This window comes from Nonomuraea longicatena (genome assembly GCF_039525605.1).
Lineage (GTDB): Bacteria > Actinomycetota > Actinomycetes > Streptosporangiales > Streptosporangiaceae > Nonomuraea > Nonomuraea longicatena.
Genome location: NZ_BAAAHQ010000017.1, coordinates 114885 through 133379 on the forward strand (window position 1 = coordinate 114885; position 18495 = coordinate 133379).

Sequence of the window (18495 nt, forward strand, 5' to 3'; positions counted from 1 at the left end):
CACCCCTCATGAGCAATCCCCGTGGCGCCGGAATCGCGTCCTTCGTCGGAACCTCCATCGAGTGGTACGACTTCTACATCTACGGCACCGCCTCCGCCCTGGTCTTCGGCCGGCTGTTCTTCCCCGAGGCCAGCCCGACCGCGGGCGTCATGGCGTCCTTCGCCACCTTCTGGGTGGGTTTCCTGGCCCGCCCGCTCGGCGGAGTGATCTTCGGGCATCTCGGCGACCGCATCGGCCGCAAGGGCACCCTGGTGGCCACGCTGCTGCTGATGGGCGGGGCCACGACGCTGGTCGGGCTGCTTCCGACGTACGCGGCGATCGGGGTGCTCGCCCCGATCCTGCTGGCGACGCTCCGCTTCGTGCAGGGCATCGCCGTCGGCGGCGAGTGGGGCGGCGCGGTGCTGATCGCGGCCGAGCACGCCGGGCCGAAGCGGATCTTCTACGCCGCCTTCGCCCAGCAGGGCTCACCGGCGGGCTCGATCCTCGCGACCGGCGCGTTCGCGGCCGTCAGTCTCATGCCTGAGGAGGCGTTCCTGTCGTACGGCTGGCGGCTGCCGTTCCTCGCCTCGGCCGTGCTCGTGGTGATCGGCCTGGTGATCCGGCTGAAGGTGGACGAGTCGCCGGAGTTCGTGAAGATGCGCGAGCAGCGCGAGGTGGCCAAGCTCCCCGTCGCGGAGGTCTTCCGCACGTCCTGGCCGCTGGTGCTCCTCGGCATCGGCGCCAGCGGCGTCGGCATCGCCTCGGCGTACTTCACCAACACCTTCGTGCTGTCGTGGGCGACCAGCGATCTGGGCATCGCCCGTGGCACCATGCTGAACGTGCTGCTCATCGTGTCGGTCGCGCAGTTCGTCACGCAGCCGATCGGCGCGATCCTCGGCCAGCGCTGGGGCGCGGCCCGCTACATGCTCCTCGCCTTCGCGGCGCTGCTGGTGTGCACGCCGATCACGTTCGTCATGGTCGGCACCGGCTCGCCCGCGCTGGCCGCGATCGGCCTGTCGCTCAGCGTCGTCTTCGGCGGCTCGTCGTACGCGGCGCTGGCGGGCTTCCTGGCCGAGGCCTTCCCCGCCCGAGTGCGCTACACCGGCATCTCGCTGGCCTATCAGCTGTGCGGCGCGCTGATCGGCGGCACCACCCCGATGATCGCGCAGGCGCTGCTGAGCGCCACGGGCACCATCTGGGCGGTGGTCGCCCAGTACGTCTTCGTCATCCTGCTCACCATGGCCTGCGTGATCGGGCTGCAGCGGATGTCGGCCCGTCACCACGTCTCCGCGGAGGTCTGATGCGTCTCGACGTCCTGTACGTCAACGGCCGGTTCACCACGCTCGACCCGGACCGGCCGGTCGCGACCAGGCTCGGCGTGTTCGGCGGCCGGATCGCGGGGCTGGACGACGACCTCGACGGCCTGACGGCCGACACGGTGGTGGACCTTCGCGGCGCGTTCGCCGTACCCGGCTTCAACGACGCCCACCACCACCTGAGCATGCGCGGGCAGCGCCTGCGCGAGCTGGACCTGCGGGTCTCCTCCCTCGACGAGTTGTACGCCCGGGTGGCCGAACGCGCGGCCGGACTGCCCGCCGACGCCTGGGTGCGGGGCTCCGGCTACGACCAGAACAAGCTCGGCGGCCTCCACCCGACCCGCGAGGCGCTCGACCGGGCGGCGGGCGGGCGGCCGGTGTGGCTCCAGCACAACTCCGGGCACATGGGGGTGGCCAGCACCGCCGCGTTCGCGCGGATGGGCTTCCCGTCGCTGGACCTGCCCGAGGTGCCCGGCGGCTCGATCGGCAGGGACGCGGCGGGGCTGCCGGACGGCCTGCTCACCGAGCAGGCCCAGGACCTGGCCCACCGGGTGCTGCGGCCGGTGGCGCACGAGGAGTTCGTCGAGGGCATCGGGCTGGCCTCCCGGGTGGCGGCGGCCGAGGGGCTGACCAGCTTCACCGAGCCCGGCGTCGGCGTCGGCCTCGCGGGCAACGGCCCGCTCGACGTCGCGGCCTTCCAGGACGCGCTACGCCGGGGCCTGCTGCTCCAGCGGGCCACGCTCATGCCCGGCTCGCCCAACCTGCACGACAACGGCGACGGCTTCGGCCTCGACCTCGGCATCGCGACCGGGTTCGGCGACGAGCGGCTGCGGATCGGCCCGGTCAAGGTGTTCTCCGACGGCTCGCTGATCGGCCGCACCGCCGCCATGTGCTGCGACTACGCGGGCGAGCCCGGCAACAGGGGGTTCTTCCAGGACGAGGAGCGGGCGCTGCGGGAGTTCATCCTGCGGGCGCACCGCTCCGGCTGGCAGGTCGCCACGCACGCCATCGGCGACCGTGCCGTGGACCTGGTGCTCGACGCCTATGCCGAGGCGCAGGAGCGCTGGCCCCGGCGGGATACGCGGCACCGCGTCGAGCACGCGGCGGTCACCGGCGAGGCCCAGGTGGCGCGGTTCGCGGCGCTCGGCGTGATCCCGGTGCCGCAGGGGCGCTTCGTCTCAGAGCTCGGCGACGGCATGCTGGCCGCGCTCGGCCCCGAGCGGGCGCGCGGCTGCTACCGGCAGCGTTCGTTCCTCGCGGCGGGCATCGAACTACCGGGCAGCTCCGACTGCCCGGTGGTCGAGGGGGCGCCGCTGCTGGGGATCCACGACCTGGTCAACCAGCGGACGGCGAGCGGCAGGCCGTTCAACCCCGACGAGGCGCTGACCGTGGCGCAGGCGCTGCGCGCCTACACGATCGGCTCGGCGCACGCCGTCTTCGAGGAGAAGATCAAGGGCACGCTGAGCCCGGGCAAACTGGCCGACTTCACCCTGCTGTCGGAGGATCTGCTGGCCGTGCGCCCCGAGGCGATCAAGGACGTCGCCGTCACCGGCACCGTGATCGGCGGTGTGCGGGTCCACGACGCCGGATAATCGATTGCCGGTCTCCGCCGGCCTCTGCTGTACTCCCCGGGTAAGTTCCACAGACGATTGAGGAGCGCGGAATGCGAGGGGCTTCAGTGTCCACCCAGAACCGGATCATCGGCTTCCAGAAGGACCTGACCCTTGTCGCGAACCCTCAATCTCGGAATCCTGGCGCACGTAGACGCCGGTAAGACCAGCCTCACCGAGCGGCTGCTGCACACCGCCGGAGTCATCGGCGAACTCGGCAGCGTCGACGACGGCAGCACCCAGACCGACTCCCTGGAGCTGGAGCGCTCGCGGGGCATCACCATCAGGTCGGCGGTCGTCGCCTTCGACCTCGGCCGCGTGAGCGTCAACCTGATCGACACTCCCGGACACCCCGACTTCATCTCCGAGGTCGAGCGGGTGCTGAACGTGCTCGACGGCGCGGTACTCGTGGTCTCCGCCGTCGAGGGCGTGCAGGCCCAGACCCGGGTGCTCATGCGGACGCTGCGGCGGCTGCGCATCCCCACTCTGATCTTCGTCAACAAGATCGACCGGGCGGGCGCGGACCTCGCCCGCGTCATGGACGAGATCTCCGCCCGGCTGACGCCCTCGGTCGTCGCCATGGGCGCCGGTGACGGGCTCGGCACCCGTGAGGCGGACTTCACGCCGTACGGGCCGGGCGATCCGGCCTTCGCCGCCGCGCTGGCCGAAGTGCTCGCCGACCACGACGACACCGTGCTCGCCGACTACGTCGAGGGCGCCGCCCAGCCGCCGGAGCGGCTGTCCGCGGCGCTGGCCGAGCAGGTCGGCCGGGCCCGGGTGCACCCGGTGCTCGCGGGCTCCGCCATCACCGGCGCGGGCGTGCCCGGCCTCGTCGCCGCGCTGGAGGAACTGCTGCCCGCCTCCCGGGGCGAGGCGGACGGGCCGCTGTCGGCGACGGTGTTCAAGGTCGAGCGCGGGCCCGCCGGAGAGCGTGTCGCCTACGCGCGGGTGTTCACCGGCACGCTGCGGGTGCGCGACCGGGTCGGCGACGGCGAACGGGTGACCGCGATCAGCGTCTTCGAGCGCGGCTCGGCCCTACGGCGGGCATCCGCGCCGGCCGGGCGCATCGCGCAGGTGCGCGGGCTGTCGGCGATCCGGGTCGGCGACAGCATCGGCCAGCCGCCGCCCGCGCGCGCGGCGCGCCACTTCGCGCCGCCGTCGCTGGAGACCGTCGTCGTGCCGCGCAGGGCCGCCGACCGGGCCGCCCTGCACACCGCCCTCACCCAGCTCGCCGAGCAGGACCCGCTGATCGACGTGCGGCAGGACGACCTGCGGCGGGAGATCTCCGTCTCCCTGTACGGGGAGGTGCAGAAGGAGGTCATCGGGGCCACGCTGGCCGCCGACCACGGCCTGGCGGTCGACTTCCGCGAGAGCACCGTGATCTGCGTCGAGCGGCCCGCCGGGTCCGGCGCCGCCGTCGAGATCATGGGCGGCGGCGGCAACCCGTTCCTCGCCACGGTGGGACTGCGGGTGGATCCGGCGCCGGTGGGCAGCGGGATCTCCTTCCGGCTGGAGGTGGAGCTGGGGTCGATGCCGTACGCGTTCATGAAGGTGGTGGAGGAGACCGTACGGGAGAGCCTGGGGCAGGGCCTTTCCGGGTGGGAGGTCGCCGACTGCGCGGTCACCCTCACCCACACCGGGTACGCGCCCCGCCAAAGCCACTCCCACCAGGGCTTCGACAAGAGCATGTCGAGCACCGGCGCCGACTTCCGGGGGCTCACGCCGCTGGTGCTCATGGAGGCGCTGCGGCGCGCCGGGACCGTCGTCCTCGAACCGGCGCACCGCTTCCGGCTGGAGGTCCCCGCCGACACGCTGGGGGCACTGCTGCCCGTGCTGACGGGGCTCGGCGGGATTCCGCTGTCCACGGTCGTCGAGGGCGCCGTGTGCGTGCAGGAGGGCGAGATCCCGGCCGCCTCCCTGCACGCGCTGGAGCAGTCGCTGCCGCCGGTGACGCGGGGCGAGGGGATGCTGGAGGCGGCCTTCTCGCGCTACCGGCCGGTACGCGGGCCGGTCCCCTCCCGCCCGCGTACCGACCACAACCCGCTCGACCGCAGGGAGTACCTGCTGCAGGTGCTGCGCCGGGTCTCGGTGTGAACGGCGCGGCCCCCTGCGGTGGGGGCCGCGCTCCCTGCTGCGCTCCTCGCAGTACTCCCGGGTGGCGCGTCAGGCCGGGACGGCGGCCTCGGCGGCGGTGCGGCCGAGCAGCGGCGGGAAGTCGCGCATGACCGCCGCCAGTGCCGGGAGGTCGTCCTGGACCAGGGCCTGCGGGCCGTCGCACAGCGCCTGCTCGGGGTGCGGGTGCACGTCGATGATCACGCCGTCGGCGCCGACGCCGATCGCGGCCCTGGTCAGGGGCAGCACCAGGTCGCGGTGGCCGCCCGAGTGCGACGGGTCCACGATCACCGGCAGGTGTGACAGGCGCTGGGCGACGGGGACGGCCGAGACGTCCAGGGTGTTGCGGGTGGCGGTCTCGAAGGTGCGGATGCCGCGCTCGCACAGCACGATGTCGAGGTTGCCGCGCTGGGCGATGTACTCGGCCGCCATCAGCCACTCCTCGATCGTGGCGTTCATGCCACGCTTGAGCATCACCGGCCTGCCCGCCGCGCCGACCGCCTGCAGCAGCGCGAAGTTCTGGGCGTTGCGGGTGCCGACCTGGAGCATGTCGGCGTAGGAGGCCACGAGGTCGACGTCGCGTGCGTCCACGACCTCGGTGACGACCGGCAGCCCGGTCTCCGCACGCACGTCGGCCAGGATGCGCAGCCCCGCCTCGCCGAGCCCCTGGAAGGCGTACGGGGAGGTGCGCGGCTTGAACGCGCCGCCGCGCAGCAGCGTCGCGCCGGCCGCCTTCGCCATCAGCGCGGCATCGAGCGTCTGCTGCGGCGTCTCGACCGCGCACGGCCCGGCGACGAGCGTGATCGTGCCCGGTCCGATCGGCACCCCGCCGACGTGCACGGTGGAGCGCTCGGGGTGGTTCTCCCTGCTCACCAGCTTGTACGGCGTGGACACCCGCACGACCTCGCGCACCCCCGCGTGGCCGCGCAGATTGGCCTGGTCGAGCTGGGTCACGTCGCCGACCAGGCCGACGATCGTGCGCTCGACGCCCCGGCTGACGAACGCCTCGACGCCGCCCGCGCGCACGATCGCGACGATCGACTCGACGTCGTCCTGAGTCGCCTCGGGGCCCATCACGATGACCATGGTCTCTCCTTATGAGAAAACGGCTGGGAAGACGAAAAAAGGCCCCGGGTCCAATCGGACCCGGGGCCTTTCGCGTCTCTGGTCTGCTAGCGCAACACCAGATGGCGATCGGTCCTCACGGGTCCGTCGCCATACCAAAACAGGAACGCGCTACGCATAGGCCGCAATGCTAGCGCACTCCCGGAGTGACGCGACCCGGCCGCGCACCCTTCGGGGACCGGTGACAGGATGGCCGGATGAACGACGAGGAGTCGCGCCTGCCCCCAGGCCAGTACGTCCCGCGCGGCCGACCCGTCATCCACTACGGCCGCGTCCCGGCCTTCAAGCCCGAGAGCTGGGACTTCCAGGTCTTCGGCGCGACGGCTTCCGGCCGGACGCACCGCTTCACCTGGCCCGAGTTCGCGAACCTGCCGCGCACCGAGGTGCTGGCCGACTTCCACTGCGTCACCAAGTTCTCGATCATGGGCAACGAGTGGCGGGGCGTGAGCCCCCGCACGGTCATGGCGGCCGCGCCTCCCGCCGACGGTGTCCGCCATGTGATGATCTGGGCCGAGTACGGCTACAGCGCCAACATCCGCGTGGCGGACCTCACCGCCCGCGACACCCTGTTCGCGATGGAGCTCGACGACAAGCCGCTGACCGCGGAGCGGGGCTACCCGCTGCGCGCGGTGGTCCCCCACCTGTACGCGTGGAAGAGCGTCAAGTGGGTGCGCGCGATCGAGTACCTCCTGGAGGACCGCCGGGGCTTCTGGGAGGAACGCGGCTACCACAACGTGGCCGATCCCTGGCGGGAGCAGCGTTACTCCTACCAAGAGGAGCCGGGAGAGGGCCCTCCGTAGCGTTTCCGCCCGAACACACGGCGTGATTGGCTACGGTTGCCCGCATGACGACCGCCGCATGCGTGGTGCTCGCCTCCCTCCTGGCCTTCGCGCTGGGCGTCGTCGTTGCACGGCGCCGCCCTGAGCCGTCGCCCGACGACTCGCGCGACGAGGTCGCCTTCACCACGCTGCACCTAGCCGCTCTGGCCGCGCCCGCGTTGCGCGGCGGGCTGACCCGCGACTCCGCGCGCAGGGCCGCGCGCCATCTGCGAGCTCTGCTGGGCACCCACGCGCTGGCGATCACCTCCACGGAGGCCACGTTGGCCCGGGACGGGCCCTGGGTGGGCGACGTCCTGCCGCAGGCGCACGGGGTGCTGGCCTCCGGCAGGCCGCAGGTGCTGGCGGGCGAGCCGTACTCTGCCGTCGTGGTGCCGCTCACCGTGGACGGCCGGGCGGTCGGCGCGCTGGCCGCCTACGCCGAGCAGTTGAGCGCGGCGCTGGTGCGCACGGTGACCGAGGTGGGCCGCTGGGTCTCCGGGCAGCTCGAACTGGCCGAACTCGACTCCTCGCGCAGGCGCGCGCTGGAGGCGGAGATGCGGGCGCTACGGGCGCAGATCTCGCCTCACTTCGTCTACAACGCGCTGACGACGATCGCCTCGCTGGTGCGCACCGACCCGAGCCGGGCCAGGGACCTGCTGCTGGACTTCGCCGATTTCTCCAGGTACGCACTGCGCAGGGCGCAGGACTTCACCACCTTGGCCGACGAGCTGACCTGTGTCGACCGCTACCTGCTGCTGGAGCGGGCGCGTTTCGGCGACCGGTTGCGCTTCAGCGTGCAGGTGGCGCCCGAGGTGTTACCCGTGCCGGTGCCGTTCCTGTGCCTGCAGCCGCTGGTCGAGAACGCCATCAAGCACGGCATGGGCGCGGACGCGGGATCCGGCGAGGTGCGGGTGGTGGTGCGCGACGTCGGCCCCGAGGCGCACATCAGCGTCGAGGACGACGGCTCCGGCATGGATCCGGAGTATGCCAGGCGCATGCTCGACGACGATCCGCGCCGGGAGGACGGCGGCATCGGCCTGGCCAACGTGGACGTGCGGATGCGCCAGATCTACGGCGACGACTACGGCCTGGTGGTGGAGACGGCGCTCGGCGCGGGCACCCGCGTGCGGCTGCGCATCCCCAAGACCAGGATCAGCTCTCCGTAGTCAAACTTTTACCGATTGTAGGCGTGTCGCTTGTGAGCTCGGCGTTCATGAGGCAGCGTGGACCGCATGCTGCGCGTGCTGGCGGTCGACGACGAGGTACCCGCCCTGGAGGAACTCGCCTACCTGCTCCGCCAGGACCCCCGCGTCGAGCAGGTCCTGACCGCCACCGACGGCGTGACGGCGCTGCAGGACGTGGTGCAGCAGATCGGCGCGGGCGAGCGGCTCGACGGCGTCTTCCTCGACATCCGGATGCCGGGCCTCGACGGTCTCGACCTGGCGCGGCTGCTGGGGGGCTTCCCCAGCCGGCCGCGCCTGGTCTTCGTCACGGCCCATGACGACTGCGCGGTGCAGGCGTTCGAGCTGGAGGCCGTCGACTACCTCCTCAAGCCGGTGCGCCCCGACCGGCTCGCCGAGGCGGTGCGCCGCGTCGAGGCGGCCTCCGCGCCCGCCGACGAGAGCGGCACGGACGACGTGATCCCGGTCGAGCTGGGGGGCCGTACCCGGTTCGTGCCGCAACAGGCCGTCTGGTACGCCGAGGCCGCCGGCGACTACGTGCGCCTGCACACTGTCGACGGCAGCTACCTGGTGCGCATGTCGCTGGCGGCACTGGAGCGGCGGTGGGCGGCGGCGGGTTTCATCCGCGTCCACCGCAGCACGCTGGTCTCCGCCCGCCACGTCAGCGAACTGCGTTTCGAGGGCGGCAAGGTGATGCTCACGGTCGGCACCGAGACGCTTCCGGTCAGCCGCCGCCACACCAGGCAGGTCAGGGAGCAACTGGTCCGCCAGCATCGAGGCGGCCTCTCGTGAGCGAGCGCCGCGTCACGGGCACTCAGGCCGGCGCGGGATCGGGCCTGAGGGCGGGCACTGGGGCGGGCACTGGGGCGGGCATGACCCTGGAGGCCCGCACCCGGGCGGTCATGGCCAGGCAACTGGCCAGGGGGCTGCTCACCGTGGGGGTGACGCTGACGGTGCTGTGCGGGCTGCCGCTGCTGGCGCACGGCCTGCGGGCGCTGTGGTGGTGGGTGGCGATGTCGCTGGCCGCGCAGCCGGTGTGGGTGCTGCTGGCCGTGCTGCAGCTGAAGCGGGCCGAGCGGCTCGAACGGTGACCGGCGCCGCGCTGACCGGAATCCTGCTCGTCCTCGCGCTCGTGGCCGCCGCCGGCACGGTCCGCCCGCGCCGCTACACCCGGGTCCCGGACTTCTACGTGAACGAGCGGGCGGTGCGGCCGTGGGTCAACGGCGCCGCGATCAGCTCGGAGTTCACCTCGGCCGCCGCCTGCCTGGGCATGGCCGGGCTGATCGCCACCCACGGCGGCCCGATGCTCTGGTACCCGGTGGGGGCCGCGGCCGGGTTCGTGGTCCTGCTGGCGCTGGTGGTGGCGCCGCTGCGACGCTCGGGCACGTTCACGCTGCCCGACTTCGCCGAGTGGCGGCTCGGCTCGTCGCGGCTGCGGCGGTTCACGACCTGCTGGGTGCTGCTCATCGGGCTGGTGTTCCTGGTCGCGCAGTTCCACGCGGCGGGGACGGTGACGCACCTGCTGACCGGGCTGCCGCCGTGGACGGGCTGGTGCGCGGTCGCGGCGGCGGCGGGCGCGGTGGGGCTGGCGGGCGGTGTCGGCAGCATGACCAGCGTGCTGGCGTCGCAGTTCTGGCTGAAGCTGGTCGTGTTCGTGGGCGTGGGACTGGTGCTCTGGTGCACGTGGCGCTACACCCGGCTGCCCGAACCGGACGTCGCCGGGCCGGCGGCCTCCTTCGCGGACACGGGCGTGGGCGGCGGCCTGGCGGGGGCGGCCGACCCGTCGCTGCCCGGGGTCCTGGCGGTGCTGCTGGCGTGCGCGCTCGGAACGGCGGGGCTGCCGCACGTGGTGGCCCGTGTGTACGCCAGCGCCGACGGGCGCGGGGCCCGCCGCTCGATCGTGGCGGCACAGGTGCTCATCGGGGTGTTCTTCGTGGCGCCGCCGCTGCTCGGGCTGCTCGGGCATCTGCGGGCGGCCGACCTGCCGGAAGGGAAGGTGACGGCCGACGAGATCGTGCTGCTGCTGCCGTCCCAGATGCTGCCAGGGGCGCCGGGGGACGTGCTGACGGCCCTGATGTCGGCGGGCGCGTTCGCGGCCTTCCTGGCCACGTCCTGCGGCGTGCTGGGGGCGGTCGCCGGGGCGGTGTCGGCGTGCGTGAGCCGGGCCGGGGTGCGGGCCTACCGGACGGTGCTGGCGCTGGCGGTCCCGGCGGTGCTCGGGCTGACGGCGGTGACGTCGCCGGGCAGTTCGGTCGTGATGCTGCTGGTGGCCTTCAGCCTGTCGGCGGCGACGTTCACGCCGCTGCTGGTGCTGGGCATCTGGTGGTGGCGGCTGACGTCGGCCGGGGTGGTGGCGGGCTTCCTCGCGGGCGGGGGGCTGACGGTGGTCGCGATGGGGCTCGCGCAGGCGGGTGTGCGGACGGGGGGTGTTCTGGCCTATCCGGTGGCGCTGGCCGTACCTCTGGCGTTTCTGGCAATGGTGGTGATTTCGCTGCTCACTCCTGGGCATTTGCCACCGGGTGTACCGGCCATGATGGCCCGGATGCACCTGCCCGAGCAGTCCGTTATGCCGGGGCCCGACCGCTCGTCGTACGGGAACGACCACTCGACCTAACGCTACTCTCCGTATATCGATGACTACAGACCGTTTATCGAGCTGTCGGTAAACAGGGTTTCACCTGCAAGATCGCCTCCGTAGTGTTGCCCGCACAGAAAGCCACTCCACCGCTCCGGGGGGACGAGCCCCAGGGTTCACAACGGCCCGGCGCGGTGGTTCCTCCGGTGACCGAAGGTCACCGCGGCGGCGGGCCCTCTACCGGGGGGTGGGGTCCGCGCGCCGGAACGTGGAGGGGACGCCCGCTGAGGCCGCGGAACGGACCGCGATCCGGCCTGACGGGGGCGGCCGGATCGCGCGAGCGAGCGTCCCCTTCCACGCATCCCGTTCCCGCCCCACCCTCCCGCCCTTGCCCGCAGAAGGCTCGCCGCCCGCCCGCGAAACCCCGCATGGAGCGCCCTTTCACACCGCGAGGCCGTGGACGATCGCCTCGGCCAGCGCCTGCGCCTCGCGGGCGGGCGAGAACAGTTCAGGGCAGGCGAGCCAGGTGGCGGCGGCGCCGTTGGCGGCGCTGATGATCGCCAGCGCGGCGACCTCGGCGGGCACCCGCAGGGGCGCGTCGGCGAGGAGCGCGGTCAGTTGCCGCCGCCAGCCCTCCATGACCGCCCGCTTGCCCTCCATCCCGCCCGCCAGTTCGGGAGCGCCGTCCACGGGCCGCATGGACAGCGCGAAGATCTCGCGGAAGGTCGCGTCGCGCTCCAGCGCGGTGAAGAAGGCCACCAGGAAGGACGACACCCGCCGCAGCGGCGGCCCGGGCCCGTCGAGCGCGCCCCAGACCGGCGTGGCCGCTTCGGCCCACAGCTCTCCGAGCACCGACAGGAACAGCGTGCCCTTGTCGCTGAAGTGGTGGTAGAGCGCACCCCGCGTCACCCCGGCGCGGGCGGCGATCCCGGCCAGGGTGGCGGCCGAGTAGCCGAGTTCGGCGAACTCCGCCAGGGCCGCGACGAGCAGGTCGCGCCGGGTGGCGGCGGCCTCTTCGGCAGTCCTTCTCATGACACAGAAGGTTCCCATAAGATATACATACTTGCATGTATGTATATAACGAGGTCAGGGTCTTCACCGGCGACGACCTCCTCTCCCCCACCACCGTGACGGTCGCGGACGGCCTGATCACCGCCGTCGGCGAGCCTCCCCCGCCCGGCGCGGACGTCGTCGAAGGGCGCGGCAGGACGCTGCTGCCCGGCCTCATCGACGCCCACGCGCACGTCGTGGACGGCGACCTGGAGCAGGCGGCCGCCTTCGGGGTCACGACGGTGCTCGACATGATGGCCGACCCCGTCCGGATCGCCGCCGTGCGGGAGACGACGACGTCGCCGCAGGTCGCCGACCTGCGTACGGCGGGCACCGCGGCGACCGTGCCCGGCGGGTACGGCTGGTACCTGGTCGAGATGGGCCTGCTGCCGCCCTTCCCGCTGTTCTCCGATCCGGACACCGCGGGAACGTTCCTGGACGAGCGTCTGGCGGAGGGCTCCGACTACCTGAAGATCCTGCTCGACGACGGCTCCACCGTGGGAATGCCGACCCGGAACATGGGCGACGCGCAGTTGCACGCCCTCGTCGCGGCCGCCCGCGACCGGAAGGTGCGCACCGTCGCGCACGCCCTGACCGCCGCCACCGCCAGGCAGGCCGCGGCGGCGGGCGTGGACGTGCTCGGCCACCTGTTCGTGGACGAGCCGGACCCCGAACTGCCCGCCGAACTGGCCGCGCGCGGGATCACCGTGATCCCCACGCTGTCGGTGCTCGGGGAGTTGTTCGGGCGGCGCAGGGCGGGGGCGATGGCCGCCGACCCGCGCGTGTCGCCGTACCTGCGCGAGCGTCCGCGCGCCATGCTCACGATGGACGCGGTGCCGCTCGGCGAGGACGCCAGGCACGACGTCGAGGTCGCCTGGCGCACGCTCGGCGAGCTGCGCGCGGCCGGGGTGGAGATCCTGGCCGGGTCCGACGCCGCCAACCCCGGCACCGCGCACGGCGTGAGCCTGCACGTGGAGCTGCGTCAGCTCGTGGAGGCCGGGCTGACGCCGGCGGAGGCGCTGACGGCCGCGACCGCCGCGCCCGCCCGCCGCTTCGGCCTCACCGACCGGGGCCGGATCGCGCCCGGCCTGCGCGCCGACCTGCTGTTGGTGGACGGCGACCCCACGGCCGACATCGACCACACCCTCGACATCGCCGGAGTGTGGCGCGGCGGCCGGCGGGTGGAGCGCCTGCCCCGGACCTGCTGAGCCGGGTCAGGAGGCCGCGGCGACGCCCTCCAGGGTGTACTCCTGGATCGAGTCGGCGAGCTGGACCGCGAGTTCCTCGGCGTCGAGCCGCTTCTCGATCTGCTTGAGGTCCTCGATCTTGGCGCGGGTCTCCGCCCGCTTGGGCGCGAGCAGCGAGCAGCAGTCCTCGTCGGGGAGCTCGGAGATCTCCAGCGTGCCGATGCGCCGCGCCTCCGCCATGATCTCCGTCTTGTCCCAGCCCACGAGCGGCCGCAGGATCGGCAGCTCGACGGCGTGGTCCTGGGCGGTGATGTTGGCGAGGGTCTGCGAGGAGACCTGGCCGAGCGCGTCGCCGGTGATCAGGGCGCCCGCCCGGATGCGGTGGGCGACCTCCTCGGCCGTCTTCAGCATCAGGCGGCGCTGGGCGATGACCGCGAGCCGGTCCTGGCCGGAGTTGCGGATCGACTGCTGCGCCTTCCCGAAGGGCACCACCCACATCCGCGAGCCGCCCTGGAAGCGGTCGAGCTTGCGGACCAGCGCGTACGCCTTGTAGATCGACTCGGAGGTCGTGAACGGGATGCCGGAGAAGTGCAGGAAGTCGACGTGGAGGCCACGCCGCATCATGCGGTAGGCGGCCACCGGCGAGTCGATGCCGCCGGACATGAGCACCAGCGCCCGGCCGCTGCTGCCGACCGGCAGCCCGCCCTGGCCCGGCAGCCCGTCGGTGAAGACGAACACCTCGTCGCGGTCGACCTCGACGAACACGGTCAGCTCCGGGTTCTTCAGGTCGACGGGCAGGCCGTACTCGTCGTTGATGGCCCCGCCGACCACGCGGTCGAGCTCGTTGGAGCGCAGCGGGAAGCGCTTGTCGCGGCGGCGGGAGCGGACGGCGAAGGTGGCCTTGCGGCGTACTTCCTCGCGGTCGCGGACGAGTTCGAGACCGGCCTTGACCACCGTGTCCGGGTCCTTGGCCACCCGCCAGGCGCGGTGGATCCACACCAGGCCGGGCACGTCGGCGACACGGCGGGCGACCGCGTCGGCCTGCTCGACCGTCGCGCCCGCGGGCAGGAAGATCGCGATGACGCCGTGGCGCCTGCGCACGTCGAGCTGCAGGCCGAGTTCGCGCAGCGCCGTGCGGATGTTGCCGACCAGGCGGCGTTCGAACAGCTCGCGGTTCTTGCCTTTGAGGACGATCTCGCCCAGCTTGAGCAATACGCACGGCTCGCCCAGGGCGGACAGCGTCATGGGGGTCCTCGATTCGGGGTTCGATGCGTTCGACCTATCGAGTTTAGTCCTCGTCCAGACCGCGCTCGATCGCATATCGGACCAGTTCCACCCGGTTGTGCAGGCGCAGCTTGTTGAGCGTGTTCTGCACGTGGTTCTGCACCGTGCGGTGCGACAGCACCAGGCGGGCGGCGATCTGCTTGTACGACAGGCCCTTGGCCACCAGGCGCAGCACCTCGGTCTCGCGCTCGGTCAGCCTCGGCCCCTCCTCCCGGGCGGGGCGCGCGGCCAGCCGCCGGTACTCGCCGAGCACCAGCCCGGCCAGGCCGGGCGTGAAGACGGCGTCGCCGTCCGAGGTGCGGCGGACGGCGTCGAGGAACTCCTCGCGCGAGGCCGATTTGACCAGGTAGCCGCTGGCACCGGCCTTGACGGCCGCCAGGACGTCCTCCTGCTCGGCGCTGGCCGACAGCACGAGGACGCGCGGCGGCGGGTCGAGGGCGGCGAGGCCGCGCGCCACCTCGGCGCCGGACATGTCGGGTAGTTGCAGGTCGAGCACGACCACGTCCGGCCGCACCGCGCCGGCGACCCTGATGGCCTGCCCGCCCTCGCCGACGGCCGCCACGACGTCGTGACCGTCCTCGCTCAGGTCCCTGGCGACGCCGTCCCGCCACATCGGGTGATCGTCCACCACCATCACACGCACCATGGCGTCTCCTCCCTGTGCGCCCGCGCTCGCGTCCGGCCTCCCGGGCGCCGACCGCCTCCGTCTGTCTGCCGGGGTCGCGGCAGAGCCGCGCCCATTCTCCCCGTCACGGCCCAGCCTCGCCCCACGCCGCCCACCGCGCCGAGCGCAGGCCCTCCCCGGCGCCCCTCGCCCCACATCTCCCGCGACCGACGACGCACCCTTACCCGCCCGCACGCGCGGACCCCCACCCGGCACCGCCGTTACTCACCCCGAACCCTCCGCGCCCTGCGACGCTCCCTTGGCCGCGCGGCTCCCGGCGGGGCGCGGGACGAGCAGTTCGATCTCCGTGCCGTCGGCGTCGGAGAAGATCTCGACCGTCCCCCCGAGTTCCCCGATCCTGCCCACGATCGACTCCGAGACGCCGAAGCGCCCCTCCGCCGCCGCCTGCGCCAGCCTGCCGTCGGCGATGCCCGGTCCCTCGTCGCGCACGCTCACCAGGATCGCCCCGTCCTCGCCCGGCTCGGCGAGGACCCAGGCCCGGCAGTCGTCGCCGCAGTGGGCGCGCACGTTGTCCAGGGCCGCCCCCACGGCGGCGGCCACCTCCGTCGCGTACCGCGTCGGCAGGACCATGGGCGTCGCGGGCGTGGAGACGGTGACGCGGGCCGAGCCGTACCGCAGGAGCAGGGTGCGCAGGTCGCTGGAGCCGGACGGGGCCGGGCGTGCGGAGATCAGCTCGCGCAGCGCGGCCTCCTGTTCCCCGGCGAGGCGGCCGAGTTCGGCGGCCTCGCCGCCGAGTTCCCCGCCGCGCCGCTGGACGAGGGCGAGCACCTGGAGGACCGAGTCGTGGATGCCGCGTGCGAGACGGTCGCGCTCGCGCTGGGCGGCCTCCATCTCGACGGCCCGTTGCATCCGCCGCTCGGCCTGCTTGGCGAGCCTCGCCACGTGGCCGACTACCACGCCGGCGAGGAAGAGCAGGACGACGCCGTTGAGCAGCAGCGGGGCGTCCGGGGTGCGCGCGCGTACCCACAGGTCGGCGGCCGACACGACGGCGGCGCCGAGCGCGCCGAGACGGCGGGCGCCGTACACGGCCCAGGCGAGGACGGGCCCCGCCACCCAGGTGGCGGGCACCGGCATGACGCCCTCGGCACCCCTGAGGTCACCCTGCGCGTACGGCGAGGCGAGCAGGCACCCGGCGGCCGTCAGCACGTCGAGTCCGAGCAGCGGCGCACGCCGCAGGTTCTCGGCCGGGTAGGCGAAGGCGGACACGGCGGTCCACAGCGCCATGACGCCGACGATCGTCCAGCTCGTGACGGGGTGCGCGTACCCGTCGTTCCTGATCAGCAGCACGATCGCGTACGCCAGTGACGCCAGTCTGTAGACGGCGATCGCGCGCCAGAACGGTCCTTCGATACCCATGAAACTTTCTCATGTTTCCGACATGGCAAGTTGACAGATAGTCGAGATATCTATGCGAATGGGCCGGACCCGCTGCCAGAATCCGGAGATCCCCAATGCAAGGAAATATCCAAGATGTCCTCCGCTGTTAATCATTTCACCCAAGGCCCACTCACCCCGGCCCTCGCCTACGTGATGTCGTGCATCGGGTCAATGCTCGGACTGCGGCTGACCGCCCAGGCGCACGCTTCGCGTGGCGGCACCCGGGTACGGTGGCTCCTCGGCGCGTCGATCTCCATCGGCGGCACCGGCATCTGGGTCATGCACTTCATCGCCATGATGGGCTTCGCCGTCGAGGGCACCCAGATCCGCTACGACGTGCCCCTGACGGCCGCCTCCGCCGTGGTCGCGATCGTGGTCGTCGGCACCGGGCTGTTCCTCGTCTCGTACGGCGGCGGCAAGATCCTCGCCCTGCTCGGCGGCGGCCTGCTCACCGGGCTCGGCGTGGCCAGCATGCACTACCTCGGCATGTACGCCATGAACATGTCCGCGCACATCTCCTACGATCGCACGACCGTGGCGGCCTCCGTGGCCATCGCGGTGGTCGCGGCGACGGCCGCGCTCTGGTTCACCCTGCGGGTCAAGAAGCCCATCTGGATCACCGGGGCCGCGCTCGTCATGGGCGTGGCGGTCTCGGGCATGCACTACACCGGCATGATGGCGATCGAGGTCCGGCCGATGCCGGAGGCCGACGCGGCCGCCAGCGCGGTGCACGGCGCCGACGCGCTCGACTTCCTGGTGCCGCTCATGACCGTGATCAGCCTGATCACCCTCACGATGCTGCTGATGGTGATCCTCTCGCCGTCGGAGAAGGAACTGCACGAGGACGCCGAACTCCTCGCCCGCCTGGAACTGCGCAGGCGCACCGCCCAGGACCCCACCCTCCAGACTCCCGCCACTCCCTCGAACCCGGCCCCCTCGCCCCCCGGACACCCCACCGGCCCCGACACCGCCCACCTCGATCCCGCCCACCCCGGCTCCACACACCCCGCCTCCGCACACTCCGGCGCCGCATACCCCGGCGCCACGCACTCCGGCGCCGGGCACCCGGGAGCGGCTCGATCCAACCCCGGCCACGCCCGTCCGGGCCTCGGCCCCGTCGGCCCCGCGCCGGTCTATCCGGCACCCGTCCACCCCGACCACCACCAGCAGATTCCTCCCGGTTCCCGGCGCCGCGACCGCTAGTTTGCACAAACCCGACATATCACCTCATACTCCCAACGTTTGCTCAACAAGGGATAAACGGTGACATGTCGTCGATCGACCACTTTTCGTGCGGGCTGCTGACGCCCACGCTGGCCTACATGATGTCCAGCGTGGGCTCCATGCTCGGACTGCTGCTCACCTCCCGCGCCCGCCTCGTCGGCGGCCGGGAGGGCGCCTTCTGGCTCGTCGGGGCGGCCTTCGCGATCGGCGGCACCGGCATCTGGACCATGCACTTCATCGCCATGATGGGCTTCGACGTCCACGGCGCCCCGATCCGCTACGACGTGCCCAAGACGGTCGCCTCCGCGCTGCTCGCGGTCGCCGTCGTCGGCGCGGGACTCTTCCTGGCCTCCCACGGCGGCGGCCGACCGTCCGCCCTGCTCGGCGGCGGCGTGCTGGCCGGGCTCGGCGTGGCGGGGATGCACTACCTGGGCATGGCCGCCATGAACATGTCCGCCCACGTGCTCTACGACCCCGGCGTCGTCGCGCTCTCGGTGGCGATCGCGGTGGTCGCGGCGACGGTGGCGCTGTGGTTCACGGTCCGGGTGCGCGGCGCCTGGCCCATCGGCGGCGCGGCGCTCCTCATGGGCGTCGCGGTGACGGGCATGCACTACACCGGCATGTTCGCGATGTCGGTCGAACTGCTGCCGGGCACGGCGGAGGTCGCCGGCTCCCGGGCCATCGACTTCCTGCTGCCGCTCATCGTCGGCATCAGCGTGGTGACCGTGGGCCTGCTCCTGCTGGTGATCCTGTCGCCGTCGGAGAAGGAGCTCAGCGGCGAGCACGCCCGCCGGGCCGTACCGGGGGAACGCCTGCCGGAACCCGGCCTGTTCGCCTCCCACGCCGCCGGGAACCGCCCGAGGGCGGCCCACGAAGCCCGGGAGACGCCCTGAACCGGCCCCGATCCCGAGCGATGTCCTGAACAGCCCCTGATGACACGCTGAACCCGGGCGCTTGGCGCTGTCGACCAGG

Annotated in this window: 16 protein-coding genes; 11 read left to right on the forward strand and 5 right to left on the reverse strand. The window is 72.7% G+C overall.

Going from position 1 to position 18495, the window contains the following annotated elements; translation table 11 throughout:
• Positions 1–8 precede the first annotated feature (8 nt).
• From ABD120_RS18300 to ABD120_RS18310, 3 genes are all read left to right on the forward strand, one after another.
• Positions 9–1280, forward strand: coding sequence for an MFS transporter (locus ABD120_RS18300; RefSeq protein WP_343951120.1), 1272 nt, complete (start codon positions 9–11; stop codon positions 1278–1280).
• Positions 1280–2887, forward strand: coding sequence for an amidohydrolase (locus ABD120_RS18305; protein ID WP_343951121.1), 1608 nt, complete (start codon positions 1280–1282; stop codon positions 2885–2887). Before ABD120_RS18300 ends, ABD120_RS18305 begins: the two co-directional genes overlap by 1 nt.
• 132 nt (positions 2888–3019) lie before the next feature.
• Positions 3020–4999 (forward strand): GTP-binding protein, encoded by a 1980-nt coding sequence (locus tag ABD120_RS18310; protein ID WP_343951122.1) that lies wholly within the window; start codon positions 3020–3022, stop codon positions 4997–4999.
• Between the two features lie 69 nt (positions 5000–5068).
• On the opposite strand, the gene aroF is transcribed toward ABD120_RS18310, so the two are convergent.
• Positions 5069–6103 carry a 3-deoxy-7-phosphoheptulonate synthase gene (gene aroF / locus ABD120_RS18315; RefSeq protein WP_343951123.1) on the reverse strand — a complete coding sequence of 345 codons (1035 nt, stop codon included), beginning with the start codon at positions 6101–6103 and terminating at the stop codon, positions 5069–5071.
• A 236-nt stretch (positions 6104–6339) separates the two neighbouring features.
• Between aroF and ABD120_RS18320 the strand changes: the two genes are divergently transcribed.
• The 5 genes from ABD120_RS18320 (at position 6340) to ABD120_RS18340 (ending at position 10755) form a co-directional block, all read left to right on the forward strand.
• On the forward strand, positions 6340–6942 hold the full coding sequence (locus ABD120_RS18320) for a molybdopterin-dependent oxidoreductase (RefSeq protein WP_343951124.1): 603 nt from the start codon (positions 6340–6342) through the stop codon (positions 6940–6942).
• A 44-nt stretch (positions 6943–6986) separates the two neighbouring features.
• Positions 6987–8126 (forward strand): sensor histidine kinase, encoded by a 1140-nt coding sequence (locus ABD120_RS18325; RefSeq protein WP_343951125.1) that lies wholly within the window; start codon positions 6987–6989, stop codon positions 8124–8126.
• A 66-nt stretch (positions 8127–8192) separates the two neighbouring features.
• Positions 8193–8933 (forward strand): LytR/AlgR family response regulator transcription factor, encoded by a 741-nt coding sequence (locus ABD120_RS18330; protein WP_343951126.1) that lies wholly within the window; start codon positions 8193–8195, stop codon positions 8931–8933.
• Positions 8930–9232, forward strand: coding sequence for a hypothetical protein (locus ABD120_RS18335; RefSeq protein ID WP_343951127.1), 303 nt, complete (start codon positions 8930–8932; stop codon positions 9230–9232). Before ABD120_RS18330 ends, ABD120_RS18335 begins: the two co-directional genes overlap by 4 nt.
• The gene (locus ABD120_RS18340; RefSeq protein WP_343951128.1) at positions 9229–10755 is read left to right on the forward strand and encodes a sodium:solute symporter family transporter; all 1527 of its coding nucleotides are present in this window, start codon (positions 9229–9231) and stop codon (positions 10753–10755) included. The genes ABD120_RS18335 and ABD120_RS18340 overlap by 4 nt, the downstream gene beginning before the upstream one ends.
• A 402-nt stretch (positions 10756–11157) precedes the next feature.
• On the opposite strand, the gene ABD120_RS18345 is transcribed toward ABD120_RS18340, so the two are convergent.
• Positions 11158–11748, reverse strand: coding sequence for a TetR family transcriptional regulator (locus ABD120_RS18345; protein WP_343951129.1), 591 nt, complete (start codon positions 11746–11748; stop codon positions 11158–11160).
• A gap of 35 nt (positions 11749–11783) precedes the next feature.
• On the opposite strand from ABD120_RS18345, the gene ABD120_RS18350 reads away from it, so the two are divergent.
• A complete protein-coding gene (locus tag ABD120_RS18350; RefSeq protein WP_343951130.1) occupies positions 11784–12974 on the forward strand; it encodes an amidohydrolase family protein in 1191 nt (396 codons plus the stop codon).
• Between the two features lie 6 nt (positions 12975–12980).
• On the opposite strand, the gene thiI is transcribed toward ABD120_RS18350, so the two are convergent.
• The 3 genes from thiI to macS all read right to left on the reverse strand — a co-directional run bounded on the left by thiI (position 12981) and on the right by macS (position 16278).
• A complete protein-coding gene (gene thiI / locus ABD120_RS18355) occupies positions 12981–14198 on the reverse strand; it encodes a tRNA uracil 4-sulfurtransferase ThiI (RefSeq protein ID WP_343951131.1) in 1218 nt (405 codons plus the stop codon).
• A 43-nt stretch (positions 14199–14241) separates the two neighbouring features.
• A complete protein-coding gene (locus ABD120_RS18360) occupies positions 14242–14883 on the reverse strand; it encodes a response regulator (RefSeq protein WP_343951132.1) in 642 nt (213 codons plus the stop codon).
• A gap of 243 nt (positions 14884–15126) precedes the next feature.
• On the reverse strand, positions 15127–16278 hold the full coding sequence (macS, locus tag ABD120_RS18365) for a MacS family sensor histidine kinase (RefSeq protein WP_343951133.1): 1152 nt from the start codon (positions 16276–16278) through the stop codon (positions 15127–15129).
• Between the two features lie 192 nt (positions 16279–16470).
• Here macS and ABD120_RS18370 point away from each other — a divergent pair, with 192 nt between their 5' ends.
• The gene (locus ABD120_RS18370) at positions 16471–17502 is read left to right on the forward strand and encodes an MHYT domain-containing protein (protein ID WP_343951134.1); all 1032 of its coding nucleotides are present in this window, start codon (positions 16471–16473) and stop codon (positions 17500–17502) included.
• 65 nt (positions 17503–17567) lie between these two features.
• Positions 17568–18416 (forward strand): MHYT domain-containing protein, encoded by an 849-nt coding sequence (locus ABD120_RS18375; protein WP_343951135.1) that lies wholly within the window; start codon positions 17568–17570, stop codon positions 18414–18416.
• Positions 18417–18495 lie beyond the last annotated feature (79 nt).